Raw genomic sequence first — 16,842 nt, 5'->3', positions numbered from 1 at the left:
GCCTGTCGGAACCACTCGCACGCACCATCCCGATGACGTGAACGGAGAACTTCCATGGGCACCCCCACCGCCTTCCCCCGCACCATCCGGCGCTTCCCGCAGGCCTCCGGCCGCCGGCGCAGCCGCTACGCCGTCTCGCGTCGCTCCCTCCTGGCCGGCGGCTTCGGTCTCGGAGCCGCCGGCGTCCTCGCGGCGTGCGGCGGTCAGACCGCGGCGAGCACCAGCGGCTCCGCGGTGGGCGGCGGCGGGGACGTGCGTTTCGCGTGGTGGGGCAACGACTACCTGAACCGGCAGACGGATGAGGTCATCGCGGCGTTCACCTCGCAGCACCCCGACGCGGCGATCGACGGCGAGCCCGGCCAGTGGGGCAGCTACTGGGACCGGCTGGCGACCCAGGCGGCCGCCGGCGACGAGCCGGCCATCATCAACATGGACCAGAAGTACATCTCCGAGTACGGCGGCCGCGGCGTCCTCGCCGACCTCACCTCGCTCGAGGGTCTCGACCTCGGCACGATCGATCCCGGAGCGCTCGAGGCCGGAACCGTCGACGGCACGCTCTACGGGATCAGCACCGGCCAGAACAGCTACTGCGTCCTCGCGAACCGGGCCGTCTTCGACGACGCCGGCGTCGAGATTCCCGACGACACGACGTGGACGTGGGCGGACTATGCGCGGATCTCCCGCGAGATCCAGGCCTCTCGTCCAGACACCATCGGGACCGTCTACGGCGTCAACGAGGCTTACCTCGTCACGTGGCTGCGCCAGCACGGTGAGGACCTCTACTCCACCGACGGCGGCCTCGGCTACCGGACGCAGACGCTCACGCAGATGTTCACCCACCTGCTCGACCTCATGGAGACCCGGGCCGGCTTCGACGCCTCGGGGGCCGCCGAGGAGCTCGGCGTGGCCCTCGAGCAGTCCGCATTCGGTACCAACAAGGCCGGACTGACGTGGGCGTGGGCCAACCAGTTCAGCTCTTTCGTCGCCACGACGGGCAGCGACCTCGTGATGCTCCGCCCGCCGAGCATCGCCGGCTCCGCGGCCGAGAACGGCGCCTACTTCAAGCCGACCATGTTCTGGTCGCTCGGCGCCGCCGCGGCAGCGAACCCGACTGCGGTCTCGTTCCTGAACTTCCTCGTCAACGATCCCGAGGCCGCCGCGATCCTGCGCGTCGACCGGGGCGCGCCCGCGAACAGCGCCACCGAGTCCGCCGTGATCGACGTGCTCGAGGCACCGGACCGGACCTTCCTCGACTTCATGAGCGACATCGGGTCCGAGATCACCAGCACGCCGGTGGTCCCGCCACGCGGCAGCAGCGACACGCAGAACGTCCTCGCGCGGTACGTCGAGCAGGTGCTCTTCAAGCAGTCGACTCCGCAGGAGGCAGCCGAGGCGTTCACCTCCGAGGTCACGGGCGTGATCGAAAGTGCCTGAGCGGCCGGCGTCGCCCGCGGACGACACGGGCGACCCGTCGCACGGCGTCGGAGCCGAGCCCCTGCTCGAACGCATCCGGCGCTGCCCGCCGCCGGCAGCGGAACCCGGCGCGACCGCTCCCTCGTATCTCGCGTCGCTGGTCGAGCCCTTCCACTCTCTGGCCGCCGCGGCGCCGGGCGTCCCGCCGCGCCTGATCGACGCGGTTCCCGGCCCCGGCTACGTCCGCCAGCGCTGGGTGATCGAGGCGTTCGCGTCCATGCCGTTCGGCGTCTTCGTGCTGCGGCCGACCGAGCCCGCCGCCGGTGCGCCGACCGTGCTCGCGCTGCACGGCCACGGGTACGGTTCCCGCCAGCTCGTCGGGCTCACCGACGACGGGAGCACCGACGCCGAGCGCACCGACGGGCACGCGCATTTCGCCGAGTCGCTCGCGGCCCTGGGTGCGAACGTCGTCGTGCCGGACATCCTGGGGTTCGGCCAGCGGCGTTCGCCCGCCGACCGGGAGCCGGCGGAGATCTCGGCGTGCGCGCGCCTGACCAACCATCTGGCGTTCTCGGGTCTCTCCCTCGTCGGCGCCCGCCTCGCCGAGCTCGTGCACGTGCTCGATTCGCTGGCCGGCGTGGGCCTGGATCCGCGGGCACCGCTCGGCGCGGCCGGCCACTCGGGCGGCTCGCTGCTCGCCTCGTCCCTCGGCCTCCTGGACGACCGCGTGCGCGCCGTCGCGCTGTCGGCTTACGCGAACACGTACGCGAGCAGCATCCTGGCCATGCACCACTGCCCGTGCAACTACGTGCCCGGGCTCGCCCGTTTCGGCGAGATGCAGGACGTGCTCGCCGACCTCGCGCCGCGCCCGCTCCTGATCGAGAGCGGGCGGGACGACCCGATCTTCCCGCTGCCCGGCTTCCGGGCCGCCGCCCGTTCGCTGCGGCGCGCGTACGGCACGGACGGGCCCCTGACCGTCGTCGAGCACGACGGCGGCCACCGCGTCGACGGCCGCGTCATCCACGCGCGGCTCGTCGAGCACCTGGCGGCGGCGTTCACCGCGGCGCGATGATGCAGAACTCGTTGCCCTCCGGGTCGGCCAGGCACATCCAGGGCGCCTCGCCCTGCCCGACGTCGGCGTCCCGCGCGCCGAGAGACCGCAACCGCTCGGCCTCCGCGGCCTGATCGCCGTCGGGTGGCGGCATGAGATCGAGGTGGAGCCGGTGCCGGTCCGCGTGCGGGTCGGGCGTGCGCAGGAACTCCAGGTAGGGCCCGACGCCGCGGGCCGAGCGCAGCCGGGCGTGCTCGTCGTCCGCCGCGTGCACCGTCCAGTCGGTGGCCGCGCCCCAGAACTCGGCCATGGCCCGCGGGTCCGCGCAGTCGACGACGACGGTCGCGATGGGGCCGGTGTCGCGGTAGACCTCACGCGGCTCGAGCACGCAGAACACGTTGCCCTCCGGGTCGGCCAAGACCGTCCAGGGCACCTCGCCCTGGCCGATGTCGGCCTCCGTCGCGCCGAGCGAGACGAGCCGCGCGACGAGCTCGGCGTGGTGCTGCGCCGACTCGGTGGCGAGATCCAGATGCCCCCGGTACGCGACCGACTCGAGGTCGGGCACCGCGACGACGTCGATGCACACAGCCGACGGATCCGGCCAGTCGAACCCGACCGGCTCGACGTTGCTCACGCCGGGGCCCTCGCTCGAGAGGCCCCAGCCGAGTGCGTCGGCCCAGAACTTGCCGACCCGCTCGTGGTCGCGCGCCTTGAAATTGACTTGAACGAGATCCATGCCCATGTCACCGGAGCCTAGCGGTGCGGACGCCGCGCGTCGATGGCGGACCGGACCAAGGCGCGCTACCCCGTCAGGTCGCGGCGGCGGAACAGCGCCATCGCGGCCGCCGACAGCACCGCAGCCACGGCAGCGGCCCACCAGATCGGCGTCCAGTCGCCGTCGCCGCCGGCGAGGGCCATCGCCTCGACCATCCCGAAGGGTTCGGCGTCCTGCACGGCAGCGGGCACGTCGAGCAGCGACCCATACATGCCGATCACGAATGCGGCCCCGAGCACCGCCCAGAGGACCGCCGAACCGCGGCCGAGCCCGTAGAGGAGCATCGCCGCGGCCGCCCAGCAGGCCAGCAGCGGCGCGTACGCAAGGGCGGCGAGCGCGAATTCGCCGACGGCCCCGGCCCCGATCTCGGCCGCCGCGCCCGTGCCGAGTCCGACGCCGGCGACGACAAGCAGCAGCGCGCTGCCGACGACGGAGACGAGCAGCGGGGCGCCGAGCCACCACGCGCGCTGCACCGCGGCCGAGAGCGCGAGTTCGGTGCGGAACTCCGCTTCGTCCCCGCGCAGCCGGTGGGCCGCCGCCGCGGCATAGACCGCCACCGCCATCGCGAAGAACATCAGGAACATCCCCATCGCCTCCGAGACCAGGCTCGCCATCGCCTCCTCGTCAGCCGGGTCCACCCCGAGGACCGCCAGCAGTTGCGGCTGCTCCCCCATCACCTCGGCCATCGGCCCGGCGAGCGATCCGGTCAGCGCGGCGAACACGTACAGCCCGACCGCCCACCAGATCAGGCGCGGACGCTCGAGCCGGATCGTCACTCCCAGCAGGGTCCGGCCGGCCGCGCTCGCACGAGCCCGACCGCGGCGCTCGGGGAGCAGGCCCGCCCCGACGTCGCGGCGCGCGGCAAGCGCGTACGCCGTTCCGCTCAGCACGACGACGGCGCCCGCAGCAAGCCACGCCGGCTCCGGGCGCAGATCCACGAAGACGCGCAGCTGCTGCGCCCAGCCGATCGGAGAGAGCCAGGAGAGGGCGCTGCCGCCGGGCTGCTGCGCGTCGCCGACGGCCCGCAGGACGTAGGCGGCGCCAAGCAGACCGCCGGCCATGCCGGAGGCGGCACGGGAGTTCGCGCTCAGCTGGGACGTGACGGCCGCCGTCGTGCCGAAGACGAGCCCCACGCCGCCGAGTGCGGCGCCGAAGACCCAGGCGTCGAGCGTCGGCGCCATGCCGACCGCGACCATCGCGGCGCCTAGACCGACGGCGACGGCCGCGTTCGCGGCGAGCAGCACGAGCAGCGCGGCCGTGAGCTGCGCGAACCGCCCGACCGGAGCGGCCCGGACCAGTTCCGTGCGGCCGGCCTCCTCCTCGGCGCGCGTGTGTCGGACGACGAGCAGCAGCGACATGATGGCGACCGCGACCGCGAACATGCCGAGCATCTCGTTGGCCATGAGGATCTCGATCGTGTAGTTCTCGATCCCGTACCCGGGTCCGGCCATCATCGCCCCGGCCGGCTCCTTCATGACCTCCGCGCGCGCCTGCAGCCCCTCCTCGCCCATGACGGCGGGGATACCGGCGGCGGCGTAGGCGACGAAGGCCGCCATGGCTAGGACCCAGACGGGGATGCGGATGCGGTCCGCCCGCAGCATGGCGGCGGCGAGCCGCCCCGTTCCGGCGAAAGTGTGGCTCATGCCCGATGCGCCGCCTTCCGCACTGAATCGCCGTCACGGCCGGCACCGGCTACGTCGTTTCGTCCCGCCGCCGCGTCGTAGTGGTGCACGAACAGCTCCTCCAGGCTCGGCGGGGTCGCGGTCAGCGACCGCACCTCGCGCCCGGCGAGGACCGAGAGCACGGCGCCCATCCCGCCGTCGTCCACGCTGAAGTGCAGACGCTCGGCGTCCGTGGTGATCGCGTGCACGACGTCGAGCCGGCCCAGTTCCTCCGCCGTAACATCGGCGTCGAGGATGACGTTGCTGCGCGTGAGGCGGCGCAGCTCGGCGAGCGAGCCGGTCTGCACGGTCGCACCGTCGCGGATGATCGTGACCCGCGAGCACAGGGCCTCGACTTCGGCGAGGATGTGGCTCGAGAGCAGAACGGTTTTCCCGTCGGCGACGGCCTCGCGCACGGTCTCCTGGAAGACGAGCTCCATGAGCGGATCGAGCCCCGAGGTGGGCTCGTCGAGGACCAGCAGATCAACGTCAGCGGCGAGGGCCGCGACGAGGGCAACCTTCTGGCGGTTGCCCTTGGAGTAAGTGCGCCCCTTCCGGGTGGGGTCGAGGTCGAAGCGGTCGAGCAATTCGGCGCGGCGCGCGGCGTTCAGGCCGCCGCGCAGCCCTCCGAGCAGGTCGACGGCCTCGCCGCCGGTCAGCTTCGGCCAGAGAGTCACGTCGCCCGGGACGTAGGCGAGCCGGCGGTGCAGCTCGACTGCGTGCGCCCACGGGTCGTCGCCGAAGAGCCGGGTCACTCCGGCGTCAGCACGCAGCAGGCCCAGCAGGACGCGGATCGTCGTCGACTTGCCAGCGCCGTTGGGCCCCAGGAAGCCGTGGACCTCGCCCGGCGCGACGCTCAGGTCGAGCCCGTCGAGTGCCCGGACCTTTCCGAAGTTCTTCGTGAGGTTCTCGACCTCGATGACGGGTTCCATCAGTGCTCCTCGGTGGTCGCGGCGCCGGGGTTCGGCCCGGCTTGCAGGAAGGCGTCGAAGATGTCGGACGTGGCGAACAACCCGAAGCTGTAGAGCTCGAGGGTGACCAGACCGTACTCGCCCAGGTAGTCCTCGAGCAGCGCGTTGATCTGATCGGGGGCCAGTTCCACGTCTGCTTCACCCATGCGCTGAGCGAGGTAGAGCTGCATGCCGCCGAATCCCTGCAGCGTCATCATGCGGATGCGCGCTTCCTCGTCGACGGAGGGTCGCAGCGTACCGTCGGCGACCCCCTGTGCCATCCAGGTGCGCGAGTCGGCGACGAAGTGGTCGACGAATCGGCGGGCGACCTCCCCACCGGTGGAGATCGCGCGCAGGCAGTACGCGGTGAGGTTCGCGTATTCACTCATCCGGCCAAGGGCGGCCAACGTCGCCGCGGCCCCGCCGCGCACGGTTTCGCTCTTGACGTTCCTGATCGTCTCGAGCACGTGGTCGTCGCAGGCAGTGCGGAGGCCGACCTTGGATCCGAAGTGGTGGTTGATCAGCCCGAGGCTGACTCCGGCGGCTTCGGCGATGACGCGCATGCTCACGCCGTACCCCTTGCGCGCGATCTGCTCGATCGCGGTGTCCCGGATCCTCGCCCGGGCGGTGATGTCGGAGGCCGGCATCAGATCTCCCCTCCATAATTGAACGCTTGTTCAATTGACTATACGCGTGTTCAGTCTGGTGTCAACGGGGTTTGCGCGCCCCTCGTGTCACAGTTTGTTCACCTTTGCCCGTCACGCCACGTCAGCAGGGGGCGGTGTGGCTAGGGTGGGGGCATGAACGCACGGCGGACTCGACAGCGATTGGCACTAGCCGCCGTCGCCCTGATGGCGACGACGGCCCTGACGGGATGCGATGCGCTTGCGGACGTCTTCCCCAAGGCCTTCGAGAAAGAGGAGCCGGCGGAGGTGCAGCCGAGCACGAAGGCGGAGCCGTCCCCGGAGGAGGCGTGGCGCCGCGTGCCGACGGAGTCGGGCGACATGTCGTTCCTCGTACACGAGGACTGGACGGTCACGACGCTCGAGGCAAAGGGGAACTCCTCGAGCACCGGCATCGCGGGCTACGAAGTCACGGATGCGAACGGCCGGCTCCTGGCGACACTGCAGCAGAACCCGGGCCGCGCAACGGTCGAATCCATTCCGGGGTCCTCCTTCACCCCGATCGACAGAGTAGATGCACCCGAGGCGGAGGTGCTCGGCGGCGGCAAGACCGGCGTCGTGCTGGATCTCGTGACGCACCCGAACGCCGACAGTATCGCCAGCTACGGGCTGGTCTCGAACAAGCGGGTGCCGGCCAAGCTCGCGCCCGGGAGCGAGCTGCCACTCGGCGGCGGCACCAAGGGGTACCCGAAGCTGGCCGGGCCGCTGCGGTTCGAGGGGCGCGCGGACCTCGGCATCGCCGAGATGCCCGGGCGCACCGACGACGCCGAACAAGTGGCCCGCGACTACGCGCTCTCGCAGGAGTTCGCGGATATCGCGCACATGATCGGGTCGCTGCAGTACCACCCGGCGAAGGCGAAGAAGCTGGAGTGCGACGGCACCGCGTTCGTCTACGAAGCGATCAACGTCGACTGCGACACGGTGCAGAGCATCTACCACACGACGCGCATCGCAGAGGACTGGGATTCGAAGAACGGGGCGACGGTCAAGGTCGCCGGCAAGTGGTCGTGCACCCTCAAGGAACTCGGCGCGACGCTCGACGGGTTGTGGCCGGGCTACGGGATCGACGGCGAATGCGAGATCGACGGCGGCTACGGCTCATTCACGGCGATCTGGAAGGAACGCTGATTCGCGTCGCGTCAGGATCGGCGCGGGCTTCGCCGGAGCCTCCGCGGTGACCGTGGGCGGGCCGGAGCTCTCCCCCGAGGCTCCGGCCCGTCCATTCGGTCAGACACAACCCCCGGCCTTCCCGGTCCCCCCAACGGACCAGGCCGGCACTCGCGTCTCGACCACAGGGCCCCCGGCCCTGCCTCCATTCTGACGCCTACTTGACCCGAAGTGCCACTGAGTGGACGAAATAAGGCGACAATTGGTCCCCCTTTGGTCCTTTCCGCTCGCCGGCACCAGCAACGCGGGGCGGCTAGCGTGCAGGTTCGACGCCGGTCCACCGCGTGGCCGGCGATCGAGCCCGCAGCTCAGTCAGCCGGAGGCAGCAGCCCCAGCACGCGCGCCCGCTCGAGCGCGGCCTCCCGATCGTGCACGCCGAGCTTCGCGTAGACGGAGATGGCTTGTTTCTTAACCGTGTTTGCTGAAACGGTCAACCTTCTAGCAACCTCAGCGAGCGTCGTTGCACGGCCCATCTCCGCCAGAACTACCTTCTCCCGCGGCGTCAGGCGCACCGGCTCGGTGCTTGTCTCGAAGACCTCGCGGTAACCGGAAAGCAGTTCGAGCGCCTCCGCGCTCAGCGCGCGGTGGTGGCGTTCGAGCAGGGCCTGCCGGACCTGGCGCGGCAGCTTCGCCACGGTGGCCATGAGCCCCGTTGCCCCGGAGAGCGCGAGTGCGGCGGAGAACGCGGCGTCGGCCCCGTGGCGGTCCCCCAGCTGTTCGGCGGCGCCCGCCGTCACGAGCAGCCGGCCGAGGCGGGTCCGCGGGGTGACGCCGGCGTCCCACCGCGGCTGCCTCGCCATCTCGAACGCCCGCCCTGCATCTCCGGCGACCAGGTGGGCGCGCGCGCCCAGCGGGATGACCGCCGTCGAGGCGTCCGCCACGGACTCGGCGATCTCCAGGGCGCGCCCCACCTCGCCGAGCGCCGTCAGCAGTTCGACGCGCAGACACGCGACGACGCGCGTCCCCCACCCGCCGGCGTCGTACTGCGCCTGGTGCGCCGAAACCACCCGGTCGATCTCGTCGAGCATGTCGCCCGGCGCACCGCGCAGCAGCGCGAGCTGGGTGCGCGGCAGCAGGGCGAACGGCCAGAACTCGACGTCGCAGCGCGGGTCGCCCGCGTCGCTCAGCGCCGCCTCGGCGGCCTCGAGGTCGAGGCGGTCGACGGCCCGCATCGCGCGCACGAGCGCGAACAGGCTCGTCGCGTAGCCGAAGCCCCACGCCTCCTCGCGGGCCACGGCCGCGTACTGCTCACTCCAGTAGGCCGCGTCCCGCGCCGACCCCTCGATCGTGGCGAGCGCGCACATGCCGGCCGCCGCCGCAGCCGACGAGACCCGCGAGTCGGGAGCGTCGTGCGCCACGACGTGCGCCCTCCGCCCCGCCGGCTTCGCACGCACCGCGTCGCCTGCCGTCATCTCGCCCAGGAACACCTGCAACAGGAACCACGCGTACCGCTGGCTGTCGGGCACGGGGCCGCGCTCGGCGCGGTACCGCTCCTCCGCCGCCTCGGCGATACGTCGATGTTCCTCCCAGCGCCCGTCCATCCGCGCGTCGATGAGCGCCGTGGCCGCCAGGTAGATGTAATTCTCGAGATCGCCGCCGTGATCCATTCCGGGGCCCTTGAACTGCTGCGCCGCCCGCCGCGCGGCCTGCCACAGCACGGGTTGCACGTCGTGGAACGGCCGTCGATCGCGCAGGGCCCGGGCCGTGGCGACGGCCAGCGTCAGGACCGGCCACGTGGCGACGGCCTCGGCGGGAACATCGGAGTAGACCCGCGCGACGGCGGCCTCGTCCACTTCCAGCAGCTGCAGCCCGTGCCGCGTCCACAACTGGGCGAGGACGCCCCAGTCCTCGCTCGCCCGGGCGTGCTCCATGCGGGGCGCGCGGGAGGCGGCGTCGCCGTCGTGCCCGAGTTCCTCGACGAGCGCGCGGTGCCACGCCAGCGCCTCCTGCTCCGGCACGAGGAGGCGCAGCGCGGCTGCGACGACGGGCGGGACGTGCTCGCATCCGTCGACGCGGCGCTGCACGACGCCGGACTCCAGCAGTCGCTCGAAAACGTCCGACGACGGCGCGCCCGCACCGGGTGAGACCCGGCGGTGGGCGGGGGCCAGGCTGCGGCTCGAGGAGAGGGCGAGCGCGAAGGCCAGGCTCTGCCGTTCGAGCCGGGCGAGGACGGCGTGGCGCAGGTACTCTTCCGCGGACCCCTCCTCGACGAGGAGTCGGGCGACGCGGGGCCAGCCGCCGGTCGCCTCGTGCAGGCCGTCCGGGGCCCGCCCGCCCCACGCGGCGACCATCTCCGCGAGTTCCGACTCGGTGGCCAGAAGGTCCCCGGCCCCGACAGTGCCGACGTCGAGCCCGTAGTCCCACGCGTACATGCGCAGCAGGGGCGTGGTCCGTGTGGCGACGATCAGGCGCGGAGCTCCGGGGCGGGCCAGCGCTGAGACGATGCTCTCCGCAAGCCCGGCGGTTTCATGCCGGGCGAAATCATCCACGACGACGACCCCGCCGGTCTGCGCAGCGAGGATCCCGGGCAGGTCGGGGGCGTGGGCGGTGTGGGCCGAGGGAGCGTGCTCAACCCAGTCGGCCAGCAGCGCGGTCTTGCCGTAACCGGGCGGCGCCTGAACGATCGTGACCGCGTGGCAGCGCTCAAGACGCTCTGACAGGCGCGGGCGTACGACGACGCCCCCTCGTTGAACCATTCGTTGTGACCCGCATTTCTGATTGCCCCCCGCAATTCAGGCACCAACGTAGCATGCGGCCGGACCCCGGGTCCGGGTGATGACGCCGCGGGCGGCGCCGAGCCCGCAACCGCAAGGCGGCGGGCAGGGCGGGGTCAGTCGATCTGCAGTTCGCCCATGGCGTCCCAGCTGTCGCCGTCGATCTGGCGGCTGATGATGCGCGGGGTCTCGACGAGGTGCGGGCGCATGGCCTCGAGCCCGGCCGCGAAGTGATCGCTGCTCACGTGCGCCTCGGCGGCGTCGTCGGCGAAGGCCTCGACGAGCACGAACTCGTTCGGATCCTCGACGCTGCGGGACCAGTCAAACCAGAGGTTCCCGGCCTCGGCGCGGGTGGCCTCGGTGAACGGGCGCGTGGCCCCGATGAAGGTGTCGGCGGATTCGGGCTTCACGGTGAACTTAACGACGATGAAAATCATGCTTCCACCCTACGGCCGGCGACGGCCTCAGGGCAGAGTCGGATCGGCTCGCCGGCCGTGATCCTCGCAACGACATCACGCGCCGACCGAGCGGCGCCAGCCGAGCGCCTCCCGATCCGCGGCCGGCAGGGTCTCCACGACGAGATCGTACGAGTCCTCGATCATGTCCCGCACCATGGCCTCCGGCAGCCCCGGCCCGCAGATCAGCGTCACCCAGTGGCGTTTGTTCATGTGGTAGCCGGGCGTGATCTCGGGGTGCGCGGCCCGCAACTGGTCGCCGAGCGCAGGATCGACCTTCAGGTTCATGCGCGCCGTCGCCGCCGGGGCCGTCCCTGCCCCGGCGACCTCCCGGCCCTCGCTCCAGATCAGCGCGAACATCTTGGGCCGGGTCGCCGCACGCCCGCGCACCTTGACCACGAGGGTGTCCGGGCCGAAGGGCTGGTCCTCGAACGCACCAGGCAGCGCGAGGCACATCCGGCGCACGTCCGCCGTCGTCAGGCCGCCGCTCACGGCAGCCGCACCGCCTCGATCTTCGGGCAGGTGTTCATCACGACGTCGAGCCCGGCCTCCTTCGCGCGCCGGGCGGCGTCCTCGTCGATGACCCCGAGCTGCAGCCAGACCGCACCGGCGCCGATCTCGATCGCCTGGTCGACAACGTCGCCGACGCGCTCGGAGTTCACGAAGCAGTCGACGACGTCGATGTGCCCTTCGATGTCCGCGAGCCGGGTGTGCCCGCGCGCCCCGAGCACGTCCTCGCCGCGCGGGTTCACGGGGACGATCTCCATGCCCAGCCGGTCGCGAACCCACGTCGCCACGGGCAGCGCGACGCGGGATGGATTGTTCGTCAGGCCGACGACGGCCCACCGGCCCGGGGTGGTCATCAGGCGCTTGATGACGGACGGATCGTTCGAGTGCGGCTTCGTCTCCATGGCCCCACCCTATTCCCGTCCGGCTTGACCGCAACATGCCGCGAGCGCATACTCGAAGACGTGAACCTGTCAGACAGCCCTACAGCCGGACTGCCTCCGATCGAGCGCAGCAGCGCCGCCGAAGCCGTCTTCCGCTCCCTGCGCCAGGCCATCGGAGACGGCACACTGCCCGTCGGGACCAAGCTCGCCGCCGAGGCGCGCCTCGCCGCCGACTTCGGCGTCAGTCGCTCCGTGGTCCGCGAGGCTCTGCGCTCGTGCGCCGCGCTCGGCCTGACGCGCACGGAGACGGGCCGCGGCACGTTCGTCGTCGCCACCCGCCCGCCGCAGGACCTCGTCCTCGGCGCCTACTCGGCCCACGACCTCAACCAGGCCCGCCCGCACATCGAGATCCCGGCCGCCGAGCTCGCCGCCGGGCACCGCGCCGACGACGAGCTCGCCGGGCTCCGCCGCCTCGTCGACGCCATGGACGCGGAGGACGACGGCGAGGCCTGGGTCGAGCTCGACGCCTCCTTCCATGCCGCCATCGCCGACGCCAGCGGCAACGCCGTCTTCGCGAAGATCGTCGCCGACATCCGCGATGCCCTCACGCACCAGTCCGAAACCCTGAACCTGGTCGCCGGCCGCCGTCGCACGTCGGACGCCGAGCACCGTCACATCCTGGAGGCGATCGCGGCTCGCGATCCGCAGGCGGCCGCCGCCGCCATGGAGGCCCACCTGGGCGCCGTCCGCCGCACCGTCACCACCATCGTCGAGGAGACCGAGAAGTGAACACCACTCTGCCCCGCCACGCACCCGTCGCCCTGCAGAGCCGCGGCGATCTCGTCGAGAGCGTGCACTACGGTTCCGCCGTCGTCCTCTCCTCCGCCGGCGAGGTGCTGTACTCGATCGGCGATCCGGACGCGCTGTTCTATCCGCGCTCGGCACTCAAGCCGCTCTTCGCCGCCGGAATGCACGACGCCGGCGCGCAGCTCACGCACGAGCAGCTCGCCCTCGCGGCCGCGAGCCACTCCGGCGCCGCGCGGCACCAGGAGGTCGCGCTCTCGACCCTCGCCGCGGCCGGTCTCGACGAGTCGGCTCTGGCCAACTCGCTCGATCTGCCCTACGGCCCGGCCGAGCGCGCGGCTTTCCTCGCCGCCGGCGGGTCGCCGACGCGACTGGCCCAGAACTGCTCGGGCAAACACGCCGCGCTCGTCGCACTGTGCGCCGCCCGCGGCTGGCCGGTCGCGGGATACCTGCAGCCCGGGCACCCGGTCGCCGACCTGCTGGCCGGCTCGGTCTCCACCCTCACCGGCGCGGTGCCGGCTGTCGCGAGCACCGACGGCTGCGGCACCCCCGTCTACGCGCTCACGCTGACCGCGCTGGCGCGGGCTTTCTCCCGCCTCGCCACCGCGCCGGCCGGCACCGGTGCCCGCGCGGTCGCGGACGCGATGAGCGCACACCCGGAGCTCGTCGCCGGCGAAGGCCGCGATGTGACCGCGTTCATGCGGGCCGTGCCCGGCTCGATCGCCAAGGACGGGTTCGAGGGCATCCAGGTCGCCGCGTTGCCGGACGGGACCGCCGTCGCGGTCAAGGTCTCCGACGGCGGGGACCGCGCCCGCATGCCCGTCGCCACCGCCGCGCTGCTGCGCGCGGTCTGCGACGCCGAACTCGCCGCGGCCCTGGACCCGCTGACCCGCGTATCCGTGCTCGGCGGCGGCGAACACGTCGGCTGGCTCGACGCCGCCTTCTAGCCACTCCAGCCCCGCCGATCCCCTCCGGCCCATTCTTCCCACGCCCGCGCGAGCCGGCACCACCACCCACAGGAGCCCCGCTTTGTCCCAGCCCACCCGCACCGAACACGACCTCATCGGCGACCGCGATGTGCCCGCCGACGCCTACTGGGGCGTGCACACGCTGCGCGCCGTCGAGAACTTCCCCATCACGGGGCAGCGTCTCTCCTCGAACCCCCACCTCGTCCGGGCCCTGGCCATGGTCAAGCAGGCGGCAGCCCGCGCCAACCGGGACCTCGGCCTGCTCGACGCCGAGCGCGCCGGGGCGATCGACGCCGCGTGCGCCGAGATCATCGGCGGCGCTCTGCACGAGGCGTTCGTGGTCGACGTCGTCCAGGGCGGGGCCGGGACCTCGACCAACATGAACGCGAACGAGGTCATCGCCAACCGCGCGCTCGAGCTGCTGGGCTGCGCCAAGGGCGACTACGCGCGCCTGCACCCCAACGACCACGTGAACCTCAGCCAGTCCACCAACGACGCGTACCCGACGGCGGTCAACGTCGCCACCGTGTTCGCGGCGCGGCCTCTGCTCGACGCGCTCGAGGACCTCGAGGCCGCCTTCGCCGCGAAGGGCGAGGAGTTCCGGACGGTTGTGAAGATGGGCCGGACCCAGCTGCAGGACGCCGTCCCGATGACACTGGGTCAGGAGTTCCGCGGCTACGCCGTGACCCTGCGCGAGGACCATGACCGGCTCGAGGAGTCGCTGCGCCTCGTGCACGAGATCAACCTGGGTGCCACCGCGATCGGCACCGCACTCAACGCCCCGGTCGGATATGCCGAGGTCGCCCGCCGGCACCTGGCCGAGATCAGCGGGCTCGAGCTGACCACCTCGCCGGACCTCATCGAGGCCACGCAGGACGTCGGAGCGTTCGTGCACCTCTCCGGCGTGCTCAAGCGCGTAGCGCTGAAGCTCTCGAAGATCTGCAACGACCTGCGCCTGCTGTCCTCCGGCCCCCGCGCCGGGTTCAACGAGATCAACCTGCCGGCGGTGCAATCCGGATCCTCGATCATGCCGGGTAAGGTCAACCCGGTGATCCCCGAGGTCGTCAGCCAGGTCGCGTTCGAGGTCGTCGGCAACGACGTGACGATCTCGATGGCGGCGGAGGGCGGGCAGCTGCAGCTCAACGCGTTCGAGCCGGTGATCGTCCACAGCCTCTCGAAGTCGATGGCGCACCTGGCCGCCGCCTGCACCACGCTCTCAACGCGCTGCGTCGCCGGCATCACGGCCAACGCGGACGAGCTGCGCCGAACGGTGGAGAACTCGATCGGGCTCGTCACCGCGCTGAACCCGGTGCTCGGGTATGCGGAGTCGACATCGATCGCGCTCGAGGCCCTGCACAGCGGCCGCGGGGTGGCCGACCTCGTCCTCGAACGCGGCCTGCTCACCCCGGAACAGCTGGCCGAGATGCTCCGCCCCGAGCGCCTGGCGAACCTCTCGGACTGAGCCCGGCCTACTTCACCGCACCCATCGACAGGCCGCGGACCAGCTGCTTCTGGGCGGCCCAGCCGGCCAGGACCACGGGCAGCGAGGCCAGCACGCTCGCGGCGGAGAGCTTGGCGAGGAACAACCCCTCGCTCGTCATCGTGCCCATGAGGAACACGGGCACGGTGGCGGCCTTCGCCGCAGTCAGGTTGAGTGCGAAGAAGAACTCGTTCCAGGAGAAGATCACGCAGATCAGCGCGGTCGCGGCGATACCCGGCGCCACCATCGGGATGAGGACCGAGCGCAGCGTCTTCATGAGCCCGGCGCCGTCCATCTGGGCGGCCTCGAGCACCTCGCTCGGCACCTCCTGGAAGAAGGAGCGCATCATCCAGACGGCGATCGGCAGATTCATCGACGTGTAGAGGACCACGAGCGTCCAGACGTTGTCGAGCACGTGCAACCGGCCGGAGATCACGTAGATCGGCATGATGACGGCGACGACCGGCAGCATCTTCGTGGAGATGAAGAAGAACAGCACGTCGGAGGTCTTCTGCACGGGCCGGATGCTCAGCGCGTAGGCCGCGGGCACGGCGAGCGCGATGACCAGCAGCGTCGAGACGCCCGTCGCGATGAGCGAGTTCGCGAAATACGGCCCGGCGTTCTGGGCCAGCACGTCCGCGTACTGCTGCAGGGTCGGCTCGAAGACGAACGTCGGCGGCGTCGAGGCGGCCGCGTTCTCCTGCTTGAACGACGTCGTCACCATCCACAGCACCGGCGCGAAGAACACGAGCGCGAGCAGCCAGGTGAGGATCGTCAGCAGTCGCCCGCCGGCGGATCCGGTACGACGACGGGGCGCGCGCGCCGCTGGCCCCTCGCCGGCCGCGCCAGGCGCGGGGGTGGGTGAAGTCAGTGTCGTGGCCATGACTCAGTCCTTTACGTCGAAGCTGCGGAAGATCAGGCGCAGCGCGAAGGTCGCGATGATGATGGTGGCGATCACGGTGACGACGCCCATGGCCGCGGCCTGGCCGACGTCGAACCCGAGGAAGGCACGCTGGTAGATGTAGAAGGGCAGGTTGGCGCTGGCCGTGCCGGGACCGCCCGCCGTCATCAGGTAGATCTGGTCGAACGTGTTGACCACGTAGATCGCGCCGAGGAGCACGGCCAGCTCGATGTAGCGGCGCAGCTGCGGCAGCGTGACGAAGAGGAACGTCTTGCCCCACCCCGCGCCGTCGAGCGAGGCGGCCTCGAGCACGTCCTTCGGCTGGGCCTGCAGCCCCGCGAGGATCAGGAGCATCATGAACGGGGTCCACTGCCAGACAAGCGCCATGATCACGGAGAACAGCGGCAGCTGCGAGGTGAAGTCGATCGGCCCGATGCCGACGAGCCCGATGACCCAGTTCAACAGTCCGAAGCTCGGATTCAGCATGGAGACGCTCCACAGCATCGACGTCGCCGCCGGCATGATGAGGAACGGGGTGATGAGCAGCGTGCGCACGATGCCGCGGCCGAGGAACTCGCGGTCCAGCAGGATCGCGAACAGCGTGCCGAGGATCAGGGACGCGAAGACGCAGCCGAGGGTGATGAGGATCGAGTTCACGGCGGCGCCGCGGAACGTGGAGTCGGCGAAGATGTCGACGAAGTTCTGGAACCAGACGAACGTCTCGCCGTCGGGCCGCAGCAGGTTCCAGGACCGCAGCGAGTACCAGATGGTCATCGCGAACGGGATCTGGGTGACGATGATCGTGAAGATCAGGGCGGGCAGCAGGGGAAGCCGGCGGGACCAGCCCTCGCGGCGCGCGGCCCGGCGGGCCTCCGGGCTCGCGGGCCCGGCCCCCTCCCCGCGGCGCACGGCGGTTTCGGTGCTCATGGC

The 16,842-nt window shown here is 71.5% G+C and carries 16 protein-coding genes; 6 read left to right on the top strand and 10 right to left on the bottom strand.

Annotated elements, in window-relative coordinates; genetic code table 11:
- The first annotated feature begins 54 nt into the window (after positions 1 to 54).
- A complete protein-coding gene (locus tag EV380_RS15740) occupies positions 55 to 1,434 on the top strand; it encodes an ABC transporter substrate-binding protein (RefSeq protein WP_130451908.1) in 1,380 nt (459 codons plus the stop codon).
- Positions 1,427 to 2,485 carry a dienelactone hydrolase gene (locus EV380_RS15735; RefSeq protein ID WP_130451907.1) on the top strand — a complete coding sequence of 353 codons (1,059 nt, stop codon included), beginning with the start codon at positions 1,427 to 1,429 and terminating at the stop codon, positions 2,483 to 2,485. The genes EV380_RS15740 and EV380_RS15735 overlap by 8 nt, the downstream gene beginning before the upstream one ends.
- Here EV380_RS15735 and EV380_RS15730 read toward each other — a convergent pair.
- From EV380_RS15730 to EV380_RS15715, 4 genes are all read right to left on the bottom strand, one after another.
- Positions 2,469 to 3,200 carry a VOC family protein gene (locus tag EV380_RS15730; RefSeq protein ID WP_341272778.1) on the bottom strand — a complete coding sequence of 244 codons (732 nt, stop codon included), beginning with the start codon at positions 3,198 to 3,200 and terminating at the stop codon, positions 2,469 to 2,471. The genes EV380_RS15735 and EV380_RS15730 overlap by 17 nt on opposite strands.
- Before the next feature lie 65 nt (positions 3,201 to 3,265).
- Positions 3,266 to 4,882, bottom strand: coding sequence for an ABC transporter permease (locus EV380_RS15725; protein WP_130451905.1), 1,617 nt, complete (start codon positions 4,880 to 4,882; stop codon positions 3,266 to 3,268).
- Positions 4,879 to 5,832: an ABC transporter ATP-binding protein gene (locus tag EV380_RS15720; protein WP_130451904.1), complete on the bottom strand. Its 954-nt coding sequence runs from the start codon at positions 5,830 to 5,832 to the stop codon at positions 4,879 to 4,881. Before EV380_RS15720 ends, EV380_RS15725 begins: the two co-directional genes overlap by 4 nt.
- Entirely contained in the window at positions 5,832 to 6,497 is a 666-nt protein-coding gene (locus tag EV380_RS15715) for a TetR/AcrR family transcriptional regulator (protein ID WP_130451903.1), read from the bottom strand. Before EV380_RS15715 ends, EV380_RS15720 begins: the two co-directional genes overlap by 1 nt.
- 153 nt (positions 6,498 to 6,650) lie before the next feature.
- Between EV380_RS15715 and EV380_RS15710 the strand changes: the two genes are divergently transcribed.
- Positions 6,651 to 7,661: a hypothetical protein gene (locus tag EV380_RS15710; RefSeq protein ID WP_130451902.1), complete on the top strand. Its 1,011-nt coding sequence runs from the start codon at positions 6,651 to 6,653 to the stop codon at positions 7,659 to 7,661.
- 347 nt (positions 7,662 to 8,008) lie between these two features.
- Here EV380_RS15710 and EV380_RS15705 read toward each other — a convergent pair whose 3' ends face one another.
- From EV380_RS15705 to EV380_RS15690, 4 genes are all read right to left on the bottom strand, one after another.
- A complete protein-coding gene (locus tag EV380_RS15705; protein ID WP_130451901.1) occupies positions 8,009 to 10,396 on the bottom strand; it encodes a LuxR C-terminal-related transcriptional regulator in 2,388 nt (795 codons plus the stop codon).
- 134 nt (positions 10,397 to 10,530) lie between these two features.
- The gene (locus EV380_RS15700) at positions 10,531 to 10,851 is read right to left on the bottom strand and encodes a putative quinol monooxygenase (protein ID WP_130451900.1); all 321 of its coding nucleotides are present in this window, start codon (positions 10,849 to 10,851) and stop codon (positions 10,531 to 10,533) included.
- Between the two features lie 75 nt (positions 10,852 to 10,926).
- Entirely contained in the window at positions 10,927 to 11,361 is a 435-nt protein-coding gene (locus EV380_RS15695) for an MmcQ/YjbR family DNA-binding protein (protein ID WP_242607657.1), read from the bottom strand.
- Complete coding sequence (locus tag EV380_RS15690) at positions 11,358 to 11,780, bottom strand: CoA-binding protein (RefSeq protein ID WP_130451899.1); 423 nt, start codon at positions 11,778 to 11,780, stop codon at positions 11,358 to 11,360. Before EV380_RS15690 ends, EV380_RS15695 begins: the two co-directional genes overlap by 4 nt.
- A 60-nt stretch (positions 11,781 to 11,840) precedes the next feature.
- Here EV380_RS15690 and EV380_RS15685 point away from each other — a divergent pair, with 60 nt between their 5' ends.
- From EV380_RS15685 to EV380_RS15675, 3 genes are all read left to right on the top strand, one after another.
- Complete coding sequence (locus EV380_RS15685; RefSeq protein ID WP_130451898.1) at positions 11,841 to 12,548, top strand: FadR/GntR family transcriptional regulator; 708 nt, start codon at positions 11,841 to 11,843, stop codon at positions 12,546 to 12,548.
- Positions 12,545 to 13,510 (top strand): asparaginase, encoded by a 966-nt coding sequence (locus tag EV380_RS15680; protein WP_207219455.1) that lies wholly within the window; start codon positions 12,545 to 12,547, stop codon positions 13,508 to 13,510. The genes EV380_RS15685 and EV380_RS15680 overlap by 4 nt, the downstream gene beginning before the upstream one ends.
- Positions 13,511 to 13,592: 82 nt before the next feature.
- A complete protein-coding gene (locus EV380_RS15675) occupies positions 13,593 to 14,993 on the top strand; it encodes an aspartate ammonia-lyase (protein ID WP_130451897.1) in 1,401 nt (466 codons plus the stop codon).
- A 7-nt stretch (positions 14,994 to 15,000) separates the two neighbouring features.
- Here EV380_RS15675 and EV380_RS15670 read toward each other — a convergent pair whose 3' ends face one another.
- The gene (locus EV380_RS15670; RefSeq protein WP_130451896.1) at positions 15,001 to 15,894 is read right to left on the bottom strand and encodes a carbohydrate ABC transporter permease; all 894 of its coding nucleotides are present in this window, start codon (positions 15,892 to 15,894) and stop codon (positions 15,001 to 15,003) included.
- Positions 15,895 to 15,897: 3 nt separating this feature from the next.
- Entirely contained in the window at positions 15,898 to 16,839 is a 942-nt protein-coding gene (locus tag EV380_RS15665; RefSeq protein ID WP_130451895.1) for a carbohydrate ABC transporter permease, read from the bottom strand.
- Positions 16,840 to 16,842 lie beyond the last annotated feature (3 nt).

Origin of the sequence: Zhihengliuella halotolerans (assembly GCF_004217565.1) — a bacterium.
Classification (GTDB): domain Bacteria; phylum Actinomycetota; class Actinomycetes; order Actinomycetales; family Micrococcaceae; genus Zhihengliuella; species Zhihengliuella halotolerans.
Note: the sequence above shows the minus strand (reverse complement) of the source record. Positions and strands in the feature narration are given on the sequence as shown.